Source organism: Bacteroidota bacterium, assembly GCA_034439655.1.
Classification (GTDB): domain Bacteria; phylum Bacteroidota; class Bacteroidia; order UKL13-3; family UKL13-3; genus CANJUD01.
In genome coordinates, this window is sequence record JAWXAU010000167.1 from 12514 (window position 1) to 28560 (window position 16047).

Genomic DNA, 16047 nt, shown 5'->3' on the forward strand with positions numbered 1-16047 from the left:
CCAATTATACCTTGTCAAATTTTGTAATCTGATTCCTTCACCCTTTGTTTGCAGTGTTATAACGCATCATGATTCGATACAACATTACTAGCCTCAATCCGAGTTCCCATTTTTTGCAAATAGAAGTAATCATTGATGGGCTTAAACCTGGAATTCCTGTGGTTGTGAGTCTTCCGCTATGGAGACCTGGCCGCTACGAAATGCAGAATTACCCAAAAAACATAAGACAATTTAAAGCTTATGATATTGATGGGAGTGAATTGTCTCTAGCAAAAACACAAAAGGGTAGCTGGCAAATTGAAACTAAAGGCAATTGTGAACTTAGAATTGTATACGAATACTATGCACACCAACTCGATGCCGGTGCCAGTTTTGTAAACCATGCCCAATGGTATGTGAACCCATGTAATTGTATGATATATATAGAAGGACAAATGGATAGTGCTTGCGAATTATATATCAATGCTCCCAAAGATTATGAAATAGCGATTGCACTTTCTCAAGTTTCCGACCGAGTATATATAGCCGACAATTATCATACACTTGCCGATTCGCCCTTTATTGCATCACCATCACTACAAAAGGTTTCCTTTCAATTAGGGAATTGTCCGATATATCTTTGGTTCCAGGGAAATTTTAAATTTGACTCCGAAAAATTAATAACGGACTTCGAGAAATTTTGTAAAGCCCAAGTAGATTTATTTGGCGACCTAGAATGCAATGAATATCATTTCTTTTTTCAAATGTTGCCCTATTCTTTTCATCATGGGGTAGAGCATGCAAATAGCACGGTGATTGCGATGGGGCCTCATGCTAATTTCGATTTACGTGCATTTTACCGTGAGTTTTTGGGTATTAGCAGTCACGAATTTTTTCATTTGTGGAATGTAAAACGCATTCGTCCAAATGATATGTTGCCCTACAAATATAATATAGAAAACTATAGTACTTTGGGTTGGGTTTACGAAGGTTTCACTACCTATTATGGTGATATCATTTGTATTCGAAGTGGGGTTTATACTAATGAAGAATGGTTAGAAACTTTCAGCAAACACTTGCAACGCCATTTCGACAACGCAGGCCGTTATCATTTGTCAGTAGCACAAAGCAGTTACGATACTTGGCTCGATGGATATAGTAATCTTGTACCTCATCGAAAAGTTAATATATATACCGAAGGACTCTTGGCCGCTTTTATTTTGGATATGAGCCTTCGAGAAGAAACAGAAGGCAAAAAAAATCTTGACGATTTGATGCGAAATATGAATGCCCAATATAAAAAAGGAGAAGGCTATTCAGAGGCATCTATCAAACAAATGTGTGAAACCATCACTGAAAAAAATTACGATTGGTTTTTTAATGACATTATAAATTCCTGCGGTTATATAGAACAGTATTTGCCAGATGCATTGCAACTTTCAGGTCTTGCATTACAAATATTACCCAATAATAATCCTTTAGAAAGAGTATTTGGATTTAAATATATAAAAGCAAACTACGCTTGGCAAGTTTTGGCTATTTGGCCCGGAAGCCCTTCACACCAAGCGGGTCTAGATATTGATGATATGATTGTTTCTATCAATGGACAATATAGCATGAACGAAATGGATGCCGATAATATTCCAGTTTTGGGCCCTATTATAGTAGAAGTAGAAAATTTTGGTGTGAAACGCACACTCACTATTAATCCAAGTCAAGATAACTTTTATAATATATATTCAGTGAATATAATAGATGAGATTCTGTTTAGTAAACTATAATTTTTGCCGTCATTGCGAGGATTGCTTCAATTTGTGGCAATATCTTCTGCGGAGACAGAAATTTTCTTAGTGAATTTCTTCTTAAAAAATTCGTAAACAGTGATTGCAAATAAAAACTGAAACAAGAAATACATTAAGTTTTCAACAGGTATACTCTTTATTTGCAAGCCCATTCTTTCCTTTTCATTATACATAACTATAGGCAACGAGGTTAGTACCCAATAGGTAATAAGGACTGGCACTAGCATTAGCAAGTAAGACATATAGAAACGGCCCATATAACGCCAGTGTGAACGAAATACAAATTTATGCTGAATCAATAAAAATGCTGCACAGGCACAGGTAATACCTGTATATAATTTTGTATAATATAGATAAAACATCCATCCAAATAATATAGAAAGCGTTATACTTATACCAATGGAATAATGGGCTAGATAATCTCGTTTGATAAATATATAGGTGCATTCATATACAAACACACTGGCAAATAAGATGGATACAAAAAATAGATGTTCTTCTATAGGTATGCTATAAAAAAATACACCAGTTATATATTCACTATTAAAATGCCACACACCCCATTCTATAAAAAAATGATCCCATACCAACATAAATAAATATACGACGATAATAGATGGGAATAGGAATTTCCATTTGCTAGTAAAAGCAATTTTTTTATGAAAACTAAAAGCCAAGCAAGGCAATAATAATATTAAATCGATGAACCAGTAGCTGAGCATAGGTGAAGCTTAAATTTAAACGACACTGCAAACATAGTCCATTACTAAGCTTTGCTGCACTTGATTATTTTTCGTAAGCCAAACCGTACATTTCACCGTAGTTTTTCAAGCGTTCACGCAATTGTTTGCGGGCAGTGAAAATGCGAGTCTTTACAGTGCCAATAGGAATATGTAGCATTTCTGCAATCTCATGGTATTTATATCCTGTAAAGTTAAGGGTAAAGGTTTTATTAAGATCTTCAGGAAGTTTGCCAAGGGCTGCTTCCAAATCTCTCATCACAAATTTTGATTCACCATAATTGGGAACAGAAAGGGCAGGCGTATCCAAATAATAGGAATTATCTGTGCTGTCGATAAAGGTGTTCCTCTTCATCATCCTGCGATAATTATTGATGAAGCTATTTTTCATAATGGTAAACAACCAGCCTTTCAAATTGGTTGCATCCACAAACTTTTCACGATAGGTAAGAGCCTTTAATAAGGTTTCTTGGGTAAGGTCGTTGGCGTCTTCAATATCTTTCGTAAGCTGATAGGCATAGCTCCTTAGGTGGCTTCTTTCGTGTGAGATGGCAGAGGTGAATTCTGGTGCTGTCATTGTGTTTAATATATATTGTTAATTGTTCAACAAAATTGAAGATAAATTTTCAAACCTCCAAATTTTTGTTTCATTTTTGTTCAAAAAAAGTGAACATTTGTTTTAATTGTTTGATTTTCAATAAAAAAAAGTATGGAGATAAAGGCATAAATGGTCGATTATTCTTCCTATAAAATCTTTTGAGCGAGATTGGCTTCCTAGCCAAAAGTATTTGTCTTGAAAATAAATTATATAAATGCTGAACAAAAGGATGGCTATGGTGTTGTATATAATTCTTAACCGATATTTGCAGCCCGATTTGCAAAACACAGAGAAAATAGTAAGCGTTTATCGCACCGCACAGTTCAATGCAGCCCATAGGTTGCACTTGCCTCAATGGACTGAAGAGGAAAACAAAACGGTGTTTGGGCTGTGCAATAATCCCAATTATCATGGGCATAATTATCAATTAGTGGTGAAACTTACCGGGCCAGTCAATCATGAAACAGGTTTTGTGTTTGACCTGAAAGTATTGAAGCAACTTATTAATATACATGTCATAGAGGCATACGACCACCGTAACCTCAACTTAGATTGTCCAGATTTTGCTGATTTCAATACAACAGCAGAGAATATTGCCATTGTAATTTGGAACAAGCTAAGACCTTATATAAACAAAGAATTAAAATTAAGTATTAAACTTTACGAAACCGAAAGAAACTATGTCAAATACAAAGGAAACTAATTTTGACCAAATGGGAGATAACCATTTCTCCTCCGCTATGGAAACCCCGATAAGACCCGATGCCTTTGTGATGGATGATGATTTGAAAATCGAATTAATCGAAAAACATTTCAGAGAAATCATGCATATTCTTGGTTTAGACTTGGATGACGACAGCCTTAAAGGAACCCCAAATAGGGTAGCCAAAATGTATGTTAAGGAAATTTTTAGTGGGCTTAATCCCAGCAACAAACCTGAAGTTACGTTATTTGAAAACAAATATAAGTACAAGGAGATGTTGGTAGAAAAAGATATTAGCTTTTTCAGCAATTGCGAGCATCATTTTGTGCCTATAGTTGGCAAGGCCCATGTGGCTTATATATCGCACGGCAAAGTAGTGGGCTTGAGCAAAATAAACCGAATAGTAAATTATTTTGCAAAAAGACCTCAGGTGCAGGAACGTATGACCGTGCAAATCGCCAACGAATTGATGGAAGCACTACAAACACCCGATGTTGCAGTAGTAATAGAGGCAAGCCATTTGTGTGTGTCGAGCCGCGGTATTAAAGATGCCACAAGCAAAACTGTAACATCAGAATTCACAGGCAAATTTCAGGATTTGCAAACACGGAATGAATTCTTGAAATATTTGGAAAAACTATCCTAACTACTTTTAACCTTTGGAAAGTTTCAAACTTTCCAAAAGTTAAAGCATGGGTACAAAAAGTGTTTGGCAGTTGAGCTATTATGTGTTTTCTTTGACCCCTGCATTTTACCAAACATATGCATAAGCTAATATTATGGAACTTAAAGAAATAAGAGAACTTATCAAGTTTGTTTCACAGGCCGGTGTGTCGGAAGTGGAACTTGAACAGGGCGATTTTAAGCTCACCATCAAAACTACCACAGGCCAGCCCATGATAGTGCATTCACAAATGTTGCAAGCACCTGCAGCCATCGCAGCCCCAGTTGCAGCTCCAGTTCCTGTAGCCCCAGTTGCCCCAGTAGAAGCAGTCAGTAATTTGATTACCATTAAGTCGCCTATGATAGGAACTTTCTACCGTTCAACATCGGCAGACAAGCCACCGTTTACGAATGTGGGCGATGAAGTGAAACAAGGCAAAGTGGTATGCATTATAGAAGCCATGAAATTGTTCAACGAAATAGAGAGCGATATCAGCGGAAAAATAGTAAAAGTACTGGTAGAAAATGCACAACCCGTAGAATACGACCAACCGTTGTTCTTGGTTGAACCAGCCTAATTTTATTAATTGATGTTTTAAATTTGTTGATGATTTATATAAAGATATGAATCGGAATCGTGCAACAAGGAGTAAACGATAATACCATTAATTCAAAACTTAGAATCCAAAAAATTATATAGTTGTGTTTAAAAAAATACTAATTGCCAATCGCGGCGAAATTGCCCTTCGCATTATTCGTACTTGCAAGGAAATGGGAATAAAAACTGTAGCTGTATATAGTACTGCTGATAAAGAAAGTTTACATGTACGCTTTGCCGATGAAGCAGTTTGTATAGGTCCAGCTCCAAGTCCTTTAAGTTATCTCAATATCCCCAATATTATAGCTGCTGCCGAAATTACCAATGCCGATGCGATTCATCCAGGCTATGGTTTCCTCAGTGAAAATGCAAAATTCAGCGAAATATGTCGCAAGCATGGAATTAAATTTATTGGTGCCACACCTGAGCAAATCAATTCGATGGGCGACAAAGCCAATGCAAAAGACACCATGCGTAATGCAGGTGTTCCTTTAATACCGGGTAGTGGCGGATTATTAGAAAGTGTGGAAGAAGGGAAGAGCGAGGCTGCCGAAGTAGGATATCCTGTTATCATAAAAGCAACTGCCGGAGGTGGTGGGCGTGGAATGCGTATTATATGGAAAGAAGAAAATTTTCAAGAAGCTTGGGACAGTGCCAGACAGGAAGCTAAAAACGCCTTCGGTAACGATGGAATGTATTTGGAAAAATATATAGAAGAACCACGCCATATAGAAATACAATTGGCCGGCGACCAATATGGAACCGTTTGTCACATGAGCGAACGCGATTGCTCTATACAACGCCGGCATCAAAAATTATTGGAAGAATGTCCTTCCCCGTTTGTTACTCCTGAAATGCGTGAAAAGATGGGTGCAGCAGCGAAAGCTGGTGCTGCTTCCATTGCTTACGAAGGTGTAGGTACGATGGAGTTTTTGGTAGACAAGCACAAGAATTTCTACTTTATGGAAATGAATACGCGTATTCAAGTTGAACACCCTGTTACCGAAGAAGTGATAAATTTCGATTTGGTAAAAGAACAAATATTAATTGCTGCAGGTGTACCTATCTCAGGCAAAGATTATTTTCCTGTGAATCGGTGGGCTCTAGAATGTCGTATCAATGCAGAGGATCCTTATAATAATTTCAGACCAAGTCCAGGTAAAATTACATCGCTGCACAAACCAGGTGGACATGGGGTACGCGTAGACACACATGTATATGCTGGTTATACAATCCCTTCAAACTATGATAGTATGATAGCGAAAATGATTGTGGTAGCACAAACCCGTGAAGAATGTATTGTAAAGATGGATCGTGCCCTTGCCGAATTTATCGTGGAAGGTGTGCATACAACTATTCCCCTGCATCAAAAAATAATGCACAATGAAGATTTCCGCAGTGGAAATTTCACTACTGCATTTATGAATACGTTTGATATTAACGCATAATGCTAATGTCAGTCTGTCAGCCGCGGCAGACATCGAAGACAAAATAGGAGTAATCACATCCGTCTCGGATATCCGCCGCAGCAGACAGACCGATATAATAATAACCAACCTTGAAAAACATTATCCTATTCGACGGAGCTGAACGTGGGAAATTACTTCCCTTCACGTTTACCAGACCTGTCGGGGATTTGCGTATTGGTATTCTAACAATTAAAGAGAAATGGGAAAAGCACACAAAAGCAAATATTTCATTTGCCACACATGATTATTTAACTGCGAAATTTTCTATTATTAAAGTTGATGAAAATTTATATATAAATGGGGCCGTTTGTCCTACAAAAAATTTATGTGATGAAGTTTTAAACCTGAAAATAGGGCAAGCACTATACAACCAAAATAAATTAATTGCTTTTGTTGCCGCTAAAGATTATATTTATAGTGATAGCAATATAAGTTCATTTGAAAAAGTGGAATGTAAATCTTCTGAATATATACATCTGCAAAGCGTCACTGACATCTTTACTTTAAATGATATTGCCATTAAGCAAGACTTTGAATTACTCACTTTAGGTCGTACTTCAGCCAATATTAATAACAGTAACAAGTTATATAATGATTCGCAAATATTTGCTGAGGAAAGTGCTGTTATAGAAAGTTCCATTCTCAATGCTAAAACTGGACCTATATATATAGGAAATGATGCAGAAGTAATGGAAGGAAGTATTATACGCGGAGCATTTGCTTTATGCGACCATGCAGGTACCAAACTTGCCACCAAAGTATATGGTGCAACTACTATTGGCCCTTATTGTAAAATAGGCGGCGAAGTAAATAATGTGGTGATGTGGGGTTATAGCAATAAAGGACATGATGGTTTCTTAGGCAATGCAGTAATAGGAGAGTGGTGTAATATAGGAGCCGATACCAATAATAGTAATCTCAAAAATAATTATACTTCCGTAAAACTATGGAGTTATATCACAGAGAAATTTGAAAATACTGGCCAAACTTTTTGTGGACTGATGATGGCCGACCATGCCAAATGTGGAATCAATACCATGTTTAATACAGGCACAGTAGTGGGTGTTGCAGCTAATATATTTGGAGCTGGTTTTCCGCGTAATTATATACCTTCTTTTGCATGGGGTGGTGCACAAGGTTTTGATACTTTTTCATTGCCTAAAGTTTATGAAATGGCCACTATCATGGCTGCACGTCGTGCTATAGAATTTTCGGATTTAGATAAGGGAATACTCAAACATTTATTTGAGGAGGGAAGTAGTAGTAGGTTTTGGGAGCGGTAAAAAGTATATATATTATTACTGATTTATATTATTAATTGCTATAATCAAAATAGAGATAATATATTAAATTGGGCAACGGCTTCAGAATATCAGAATGCTAAATTTGAAATTGAAAGAGCGGATAGCATTAAAAACTTTGCAAAAATAGGAGAGGTAAAAGGAAGTAATAATTCAACAACAACAATTCATTACACTTATACTGATTATAATGCACCCATAGGTGAGAATTATTATCGACTTCGCCAGGTTGATTACAATGGCAGTTATAGTTACTCAAATTCTATACTAATAAAAACTATATTATCTAGTCTAGGACTCGAAGTATTTCCAATACCATTTACAAAGGAAATAAATATTAAAATTACGGCAAATAATCAGGACCCTATCGAGTTGAGATTGGTAGATGCGTTAGGTCAGGAAGTTTATTCGCAACGGATAGTTTCACCGCTTGCTGATAATATGATAGCAGTACCCACAAATAATTTAGCTAAGGGAATATATTACCTACAAATTCTCAAAAATGACAATATTAAAATGGTAAAAACTATAAAAACGGAATAGTTTTTATTACATCCTCTGCCTCAAAACTTCATATAATATAATACCTGCAGCCACCGAAACATTTAAAGAACCTATATGCCCAAACTGCGGTAAAGAAACTCTTCCATTGCAGAGCTTAAGAACCCCAGGGGCAATGCCTTTGGCCTCATTTCCCATTACCAAAGCAAGTGGTTGATTTAGTTGTGTATTATATATATTCTCTGGAGCTTTTTCGGTACAAGCAAATATAAATATATCAGCCGAGGCTAATTGTTGCAAGGCATATTTAACATTATTAACCCTACATATTTTTAAATGGTGTATAGCTCCTGCAGATGCTTTAATTGTTTCTTCATTAAAAGGTGCCGAGTTGTTCTGCGGAACTATTATACAATTTACGCCTGCAACTTCTGCCGTACGGCAAATGGCACCAAGATTCCGCACATCCGTAATACCATCGAGCACCAAAAACAAGGGCATTTTTTCTGCAGTATTCATTTCAGCGATAACCTCTTCCACTTCTGCAAATTTTATAGCCGACAAAACTGCTACCACACCTTGGTGATTTTTTTCCCGGTACTTTTCAAAAAATTCACGCGGACAATCCTTTAAAGGTATATGATACTTATTACATAAAAAACGCAAATGGCGGTGCAATTCATTATCCGTTCCTTTTTGTACATTTACTTTTTCTATTTCTTTACCAGCATCAATGGCTTCAATTACCGCACGGGTTCCATATATATATAATTGATCGTTCATAGTTGATATTTAATGAGCCCCGATAGCTATTGGGGTGATTTAATGATTGATTTCTCGAAACTGCCCGTGGTTGAGTGTTTTCACCAACCACTATATCCATCGATTATTCTCCCCAAAGTTTTAACTGTTCCAATTTAATCTTTTCTTTAAAAAATAATTTTGTGGTCTGTTGAAATGAAGGTGTAAAATCGCTCACATAAAAATGATATTCAGCTTTCTTTTTTCCGATATTGAGCAAATGATTTTTTGCCAAAATATCATATACATTTTTTGCCACGATTTGCGATGAATCAATAATTTCAACACGCGTACCATAATAGTTTCTAATTTCTTCTTTGATGAGTGGATAATGCGTGCAGCCCAGTATAATAGAATCTACATCTTTAATGCGGGGCTTATCTAAGTATGAGTTAATAACAGCCTGACTTATTTTATTATTAAAGAAACCTTCCTCAATCATCGGTGCCAGCAAAGGAGTAGCTATTGCTGTTACTTGGGCGTTCCTAATTTTTTGCTTTAGTTTTTTTTGGTAAACATTGCTTCCAATGGTTCGTTTGGTTCCAATTACGCCAATCTTATGGTGGCCTTTATTTTTTGCTACGTAAGTAACCACTGGGTCTATCACATTTACTACAGGAATGTCATGAAACTCTTTGCTCACTTCTTTGAAAGCCGCCGCCGATGCGGTATTACAAGCTATCACCAACATCTTGCATCCTTTGTTTACAAGCATTTCGCTAATCTTTAAACAAAAATGTTTGATGGCTTCTGCACTTTTATCACCATAAGGCATATGTTCTGTGTCGCCAAAATAAATAAAAGACTCATTGGGCAATAATTTTTTGATGGCCCTGGCCACGGTAAGCCCGCCAATACCCGAATCGAATATGCCTATAGGTGCTGCCGACATGTTTGCTATACTCATTTATTTTGCCGCAAAGCAACACTATATTTTTTGATAAACCCGAATATGTGGAAACAGATTGAAAATATTTGCATAAATTTACACGCTCAAAATATCAAAATGCTTAAGAAATGAACGACAAAGAGAAAGAGGAAATCCTACATTTACTGGCAAGCAAATCGGCCAACAAGCAGCATGTGTACCGCACCACGCTGGAAGTGTTTAACGAAACCAAACAAATTTTGCACGATTTGCAGAAAGAGTTATCACCTTTATTGTCAAAGATTGACCCCAATGTGGAAATAAAATATTCTGATGCTGGCAGTTTTGAAGTACAATTCAAATTCTCGGGCGACACCCTTGTTTTTATGATGCATACCAATGTATTTTCATTCCCCGAAAATCATTTTATACAAAGTTCACCTTATGTAAAAAAGGACAAACTTAATATATATTGTGGTTTGATTCAGGTATATAATTTCCTTTCTGATTCAATCAAATATAATAGGCAGGATGATGTGGGCGAACTGATTGCAAGGATATATATAAATAGGGAGCGTCATTTTTTTATCGAAGGCAAGCGACCTATTAATATTCGGCATAATAACTTTGAAGAAGATGTGATGACGACTGAAAAGTTGAAGCATTTAATCGAACAAAGTATATTATATTGTTTGAACTTCGATCTGTTGATGCCGCCTATGGAGTTGGTGCAGCAAATAACCGTCGATATGAAAAATTATCAAAGTTATAGCTCTGGTTTTGCTACGTCGAAATCAGTTGGCTTCGAATTGCGAAATCAACTTGATAACACAAACAAAGGAATATAATAATAGCCAATCAAAAATGTTATTTCCCTTCTGTGAACGGGAACTATCATAAATGCAGAAACAATTATTTATCCTTGCAAAATGTTATTTCCGTTCTGCGAACGGGAACTATCACAAATGCATGAATAATTATTTATCCTTACTCAGTTTCAGGCTGAGGTCTCGGTAATCAATCACCGCTCCATATTCGAGCAAAATATCGCTTCCCAAAACTCCGTGAAGTGTTACCTTCACAGTTTGCTTATATAGCTTCACCACATGGGTCATATCCACTACACCACATGCCCTATTTTTTAATATCATACTTCCCAATTGCAAGGTTTCGAATGTAGCCTCCGATACTTCATGGTTCTGGGTTCCTAATCCAATGGCAGGGTCGTCAAGTATTTTGAGTTTTTTAGTTTTGGTGAATTTTTGAGCAGCCTTTTTATCAAACACTGTTTTTGAAGCTCCAGTGTCTAATAACAAATTACAAGGTTCTCCATTGGCTTTTATGGTAGTCAGCAGGTGACAAGAACTTTCATCAAACTGTAATAATTGTAAGGGTATAAGGGTAATTTTTTTGCGTTGCATATTGGTCGTCAAAGGTAATTGAGTTTGATAATTAATAACAATGTAAAGCCAAAATTGTTAGTTGAGCCGTATTTGAATGTAAAGCATAATGCTAAAAGTATTTGTCATTCCGAGTGGGCGAGGAATCTACTGTGTTAGGCTCATTTGGTAAGCAGCAGATGTCGCCTTCTCTCGATAGCTATCGGGAGACATGACAAAATACATCCTGCACCAAACAACTTCTATATTGATGGCAAATCTCTTGGTTTTCCACACATGTAGGAAACGAGTTTTAAAATCTAAACCAAATTATGATATGTTTGCACTATTATATAATCCTTATTCTGCAAAACTGACTACTAACTACTACCCGCCGCGGCGGGCTAACTACTGACTACTAACTACTAAAAATGAAACCCGAGGATATTATCATACTTATTGCTGCTTACTTTGGCGTACTCTTAGTTATTTCATGGTTCACCTCACGCAAAAGTACCGAGCAAACTTTCTATAATGGCGACCATAAAAGTCCTTGGTATATCGTTGCATTCGGACTTATAGGAACCTCGCTCTCGGCAGTGTCTCTAGTATCTGTAACAGGGAATGTGCAAAGTACAAATATTGAATCGAACCATTTTAGTTATATGCAAATTGTGGCAGGTTATGTAGTAGGATATATAATAATATCTTATGTATTATTGCCCTTATATTATAAACATAATCTCACTTCTATATATAATTATCTCAGTATCCGTTTTGGTAACAGAAGCAGAAAGACAGGAGCTTTTTATTTTATACTTTCTCGCATGTTGGGTGCCTCTGCACGCGTATATCTGGCCGTAGTAGTAATGGAAGGTTTGGTGATTAGCCAATTGGGTTTTTACGTACCATTTGAAGCAACAGTTGCTATCATATTATTTTTAATTTTCTTATATACATTTCAATCAGGAATTAAGACTATTATATGGACGGATACTTTACAAACTATATTATTATTGGCGGCCATTGGTTTTGCTATAGTAGAATTAAATAGTTTGTTGGGAAATTCTATTGATGAAAATTTGAAACTGATTGTCAATAATAATTTCACCGAAGTTTTTACTACTGGTACGAGTGGTTTTATAAAAAACTTCCTAGCAGGACTCTTCATTTGCGTAACGATGACGGGCCTCGACCAAGGTATGATGCAACGAAGCCTGAGTTGCCCTTCGCTAAAAGATGCACAAAAAAATATTATGAGTTTTGCAGTAGTTGTATTTATTGTAAACTTATTATTTGTATATATTGGTGCATTATTGGCACAGCATGTTTTAAGTACTGGTTTGCATTTCGATAGAACAGATGCTATATTCCCTTATATAGCTTCTACCTCATTTGCACCTGTTGCTATGGGCTTATTTGTGCTGGGAATGATAGCCGCAACTTTCTCCTCAGCCGATGATGCCATGGCAGCTCTCACCACTTCTTTATCATTAGATATTTTTGGAATAAAAGGCGAAACAAAACGCGATGGCGTTTTAAGAAAAATTATACATTTGGGAGTAGCTGCAGGTATGTTTTTGCTCATTGTATTATTCTTTAAAGGCAGTGCCGATGCAGTAATTGGAATGGTACTTAAAATAGGTTCTATCACCTACGGTCCGCTCTTAGGTATGTTTGCCTTTGGCATGATTAGCAAAAAGAAATTACAAGACAGCTATATGCCTTGGATTGCGATCATATCTCCCTTGCTGGTAGCTGGAATTTGTATATATATATATTACTTGCGAAATATAGATTTCAAATTAGAAAACTTATTCTCTTTGGCACAAATATGGAAGATGGTTTTCTCGGTAGTAGGCACTGAAATAATTGTATATATAGCAGCTACCTGTTATTTTATGATGTGGTTTTTCTCAGACGGGAAGCAGAGTGAAAAGGTTGTGGTGGTTGAGGGGTTGTAGAGTTTTTCCATTTGGCTTTTATCACCTCAACCCCTTCTCCTTCTCCCAAGGAGAAGCCCCGATAGCTGCAGAGGAGATACCCATCGCATTAAATCTAAATTGCTGCGTAATATTTTAAGTCTCGCAAAACTGTAACCCCACAGCTATCGGGGTATCTCCAGCAGAGAGACCCGCCGCGGCGGGAGAGAGCGGGGCTCCCGCCCGCACCCCATACATCATCGGAATTTTATTCCTTAAATGTTTTATTACATAATTTCCATCTGCTGTTTTTTCTGTATGTTTAAAACAGTTATAGTGCGAGAAATCATATTCATTAAATACTTCTATTTTTAATCCTGCTTGTATTAAAGCATTCAGTACTTCGCTCAAATCGTGGTTCCAACCGTAGGAAAGATTTTTGATATCTGCATTGTGGTCTGCATAGCTACCAGATTCTTCTTCAATAATAGTTTCTTTATTAAAATAGGAGTATTGTATGTATTTAAATTCATCATCGAACATCCATACCACAGGATGAAAGTCGACCAAAATAAATAGTCCACTAGGCTTTAAAAAGTGTGCAATAATATTGGCCCATTTCGTCATATCGGGCAACCAACCTATGGTACCATAAGTAGTATATATAATATCGTATTTGCCTTGTAAATTATTGGGTAAATCATATATATCGCTACATACAAATTTTGCCTGGAGTTGTGTTTGCTCGGCAAGTTTTTCTGCTTCTTGTATAGCTTTTGGTGATAAATCTACGCCTGTTACTTCTGCTCCCAATCTTGCCAATGACATGGTATCCAACCCGAAGTGACATTGTAAGTGTAATAATGATTTGCCTGTTATATCGCCCAATAAATCTAGCTCGGTTTTGTTTAAAGTACTATTGCCATTTAAAAAAGCAGGTACATTGTAAAACTCGGTTTTGAGATGTGCTTCTGTTCTTTTATCCCAAAGCTCACGATTGATTTTTATATACTCGGGTTCCATCATTTTTTTATCTCTTTCATGATGTCATTCATCATATCTATTTGCATTTGTTGTATCTCAATGAGTTCTTGTTGCTGGTGCATGATAAGGTGGTCAATTTTTTCGTGCAGCATACGTATTTCCAATTCCGATTTCAAGTTTATCATATAATCTTTTTTCGAACGCTGTCTGTCTTTTTGCTCTTGCCTGTTCTGGCTCATCATAATAACGGGAGCTTGCAGGGCTGCCAAACAGGAGAGTATCAAGTTTAATAATATAAATGGATATGGATCGAAGGGCTTGGCAACCATAATAAATATATTGATGCATATCCAGATAAAAATAAATACACCAAACATAATAATAAATCTCCAACTACCTCCAAAGGAAGCAATCTTATCAGCGAGTCTTTGCCCAAGGGTAAGTGCAGGACCCTCATCGCTCTCGTCCATTTTATCGCTGAGTGTAGTATGCTTACGCATATTATTCAAAACGGTTTCCTCCATTTCTGTTAGGATGCCCGTTTCGCCCTGCAAATAATATTCTATATATTTTTGTCGGTAGTCATTTAGTTCACTGAGGGATATATAATTTTTTTCATTAAAATCGGGATGTTCATTTTGTATCATACTAAACAAACTTTTCCTTAAAGTCTTTGCTGAAACTCTTTCATTGGCAGGGAAGTCAATTCCAGAAATATCACTTTTAAAGTTTGCCATAATTATTATATATATTAAATGAGACCCTGAATCCCGATAGCTGCGGCACAGGGCGACGCTGACGACTGATTATAATCCTTTGCCCGCTGCAATAATTTCTGCGATATCAAGCACGGCAATTTGGTCTTCTTTTTCCACATGTTTTATTCCATCGGTAAGCATCGTATTGCAAAACGGGCAAGCTGCAGCAACTATCGTGGCACCCGTTTCTAAAATATCATCGGTGCGTTCAATATTAATTTCTTTATTACCCTTTTCTGCTTCTTTGAACATTTGAGCACCACCAGCACCGCAGCATAAGCCATTGGTTTTGCAGCGTTTCATTTCTACCAATTCCGCATCAAGTTTTTCCATCAACATTCGTGGGGCTTCATATATACCATTTGCACGACCTAGATAACAAGAATCGTGATAGGTTATTTTTTTACCTTTGAATTCTCCTCCTTCAATAGCAAGTCTGCCATCATCCAACAATTGCTGCAAGTATTGAGCATGATGTATTACATTATAATTCCCGCCCAAACTCGGGTATTCATTTTTGAGGGTATTAAAACAATGCGGACAAGTGGTTACTATATTTTTTATTTCGTAAGCATTTAGTACTTCTATGTTTTGCATGGCCAACATCTGAAATAAAAATTCATTGCCCGCTCTTTTTGCAGGGTCGCCCGTACATGATTCTTCGGTACCTAATATGGCAAACTTTACCCCTACGTGATTTAAAATCTTAGCAAAAGCCTTAGATACTTTTTGTGCACGTTGGTCGAAACTGCCCGCACACCCCACCCAAAAAAGCACCTCGGGTGTTTCGCCCTGGGCCATCATTTCACTAAGCAAAGGAATATTTTCCATAATCAAAACTGCTTTTTATTTTGCGATGCAAACATAAGCTAGGGCGGGGTAATACCGACACTCAATATATATTAGTCCAAAAGAAAGGGGGACTAATGCCCCGCATCCCGATAATTATCGGGATTAAGCGGGACATTCGGGATGTAGTTC

General features: G+C 36.8%; 16 protein-coding genes. 8 read left to right on the forward strand and 8 right to left on the reverse strand.

All coding sequences use genetic code 11. The features are described 5' to 3' along the window. Window positions 1-68: 68 nt before the first annotated feature. Window positions 69-1760 carry a M61 family peptidase gene (locus SGJ10_12525; GenBank protein MDZ4758948.1) on the forward strand — a complete coding sequence of 564 codons (1692 nt, stop codon included), beginning with the start codon at window positions 69-71 and terminating at the stop codon, window positions 1758-1760. Window positions 1761-1786: 26 nt separating this feature from the next. Here SGJ10_12525 and SGJ10_12530 read toward each other — a convergent pair whose 3' ends face one another. Next, entirely contained in the window at window positions 1787-2503 is a 717-nt protein-coding gene (locus SGJ10_12530) for a lycopene cyclase domain-containing protein (GenBank protein MDZ4758949.1), read from the reverse strand. Between the two features lie 64 nt (window positions 2504-2567). Beyond that, window positions 2568-3098 (reverse strand): RNA polymerase sigma factor, encoded by a 531-nt coding sequence (locus SGJ10_12535; GenBank protein ID MDZ4758950.1) that lies wholly within the window; start codon window positions 3096-3098, stop codon window positions 2568-2570. Window positions 3099-3333: 235 nt separating this feature from the next. On the opposite strand from SGJ10_12535, the gene SGJ10_12540 reads away from it, so the two are divergent. From SGJ10_12540 to SGJ10_12560, 5 genes are all read left to right on the forward strand, one after another. Beyond that, window positions 3334-3822 carry a 6-carboxytetrahydropterin synthase gene (locus SGJ10_12540; protein MDZ4758951.1) on the forward strand — a complete coding sequence of 163 codons (489 nt, stop codon included), beginning with the start codon at window positions 3334-3336 and terminating at the stop codon, window positions 3820-3822. Further along, a complete protein-coding gene (gene folE, locus SGJ10_12545) occupies window positions 3800-4468 on the forward strand; it encodes a GTP cyclohydrolase I FolE (protein ID MDZ4758952.1) in 669 nt (222 codons plus the stop codon). Before SGJ10_12540 ends, folE begins: the two co-directional genes overlap by 23 nt. A gap of 133 nt (window positions 4469-4601) precedes the next feature. Continuing rightward, window positions 4602-5063 carry an acetyl-CoA carboxylase biotin carboxyl carrier protein gene (accB, locus tag SGJ10_12550; protein MDZ4758953.1) on the forward strand — a complete coding sequence of 154 codons (462 nt, stop codon included), beginning with the start codon at window positions 4602-4604 and terminating at the stop codon, window positions 5061-5063. 124 nt (window positions 5064-5187) lie between these two features. After that, window positions 5188-6531 carry an acetyl-CoA carboxylase biotin carboxylase subunit gene (gene accC / locus SGJ10_12555; GenBank protein MDZ4758954.1) on the forward strand — a complete coding sequence of 448 codons (1344 nt, stop codon included), beginning with the start codon at window positions 5188-5190 and terminating at the stop codon, window positions 6529-6531. Window positions 6532-6641: 110 nt separating this feature from the next. Next, window positions 6642-7835, forward strand: a complete 1194-nt coding sequence (locus SGJ10_12560; GenBank protein ID MDZ4758955.1) for a putative sugar nucleotidyl transferase — start codon at window positions 6642-6644, stop codon at window positions 7833-7835. A gap of 567 nt (window positions 7836-8402) precedes the next feature. Here SGJ10_12560 and rlmB read toward each other — a convergent pair. Then, window positions 8403-9137, reverse strand: coding sequence for a 23S rRNA (guanosine(2251)-2'-O)-methyltransferase RlmB (gene rlmB / locus SGJ10_12565; GenBank protein MDZ4758956.1), 735 nt, complete (start codon window positions 9135-9137; stop codon window positions 8403-8405). A gap of 103 nt (window positions 9138-9240) precedes the next feature. Next, window positions 9241-10062 (reverse strand): glutamate racemase, encoded by an 822-nt coding sequence (gene murI, locus SGJ10_12570; protein MDZ4758957.1) that lies wholly within the window; start codon window positions 10060-10062, stop codon window positions 9241-9243. 110 nt (window positions 10063-10172) lie between these two features. Here murI and SGJ10_12575 point away from each other — a divergent pair, with 110 nt between their 5' ends. Beyond that, complete coding sequence (locus SGJ10_12575; protein ID MDZ4758958.1) at window positions 10173-10871, forward strand: hypothetical protein; 699 nt, start codon at window positions 10173-10175, stop codon at window positions 10869-10871. A gap of 129 nt (window positions 10872-11000) precedes the next feature. On the opposite strand, the gene SGJ10_12580 is transcribed toward SGJ10_12575, so the two are convergent. Next, the gene (locus SGJ10_12580) at window positions 11001-11444 is read right to left on the reverse strand and encodes a retropepsin-like aspartic protease (protein ID MDZ4758959.1); all 444 of its coding nucleotides are present in this window, start codon (window positions 11442-11444) and stop codon (window positions 11001-11003) included. Window positions 11445-11833: 389 nt separating this feature from the next. On the opposite strand from SGJ10_12580, the gene SGJ10_12585 reads away from it, so the two are divergent. Beyond that, window positions 11834-13366, forward strand: a complete 1533-nt coding sequence (locus SGJ10_12585) for a sodium:solute symporter (GenBank protein ID MDZ4758960.1) — start codon at window positions 11834-11836, stop codon at window positions 13364-13366. A gap of 114 nt (window positions 13367-13480) precedes the next feature. Here the strand turns inward: SGJ10_12585 and SGJ10_12590 are convergent, their stop codons facing one another. The 3 genes from SGJ10_12590 to SGJ10_12600 all read right to left on the reverse strand — a co-directional run bounded on the left by SGJ10_12590 (window position 13481) and on the right by SGJ10_12600 (window position 15897). Continuing rightward, window positions 13481-14350 carry a class I SAM-dependent methyltransferase gene (locus tag SGJ10_12590; GenBank protein MDZ4758961.1) on the reverse strand — a complete coding sequence of 290 codons (870 nt, stop codon included), beginning with the start codon at window positions 14348-14350 and terminating at the stop codon, window positions 13481-13483. Next, a complete protein-coding gene (locus SGJ10_12595; protein MDZ4758962.1) occupies window positions 14347-15045 on the reverse strand; it encodes a DUF1003 domain-containing protein in 699 nt (232 codons plus the stop codon). Before SGJ10_12595 ends, SGJ10_12590 begins: the two co-directional genes overlap by 4 nt. Window positions 15046-15114: 69 nt before the next feature. Then, window positions 15115-15897, reverse strand: coding sequence for a (Fe-S)-binding protein (locus SGJ10_12600; protein ID MDZ4758963.1), 783 nt, complete (start codon window positions 15895-15897; stop codon window positions 15115-15117). Between the last annotated feature and the right edge of the window lie 150 nt (window positions 15898-16047).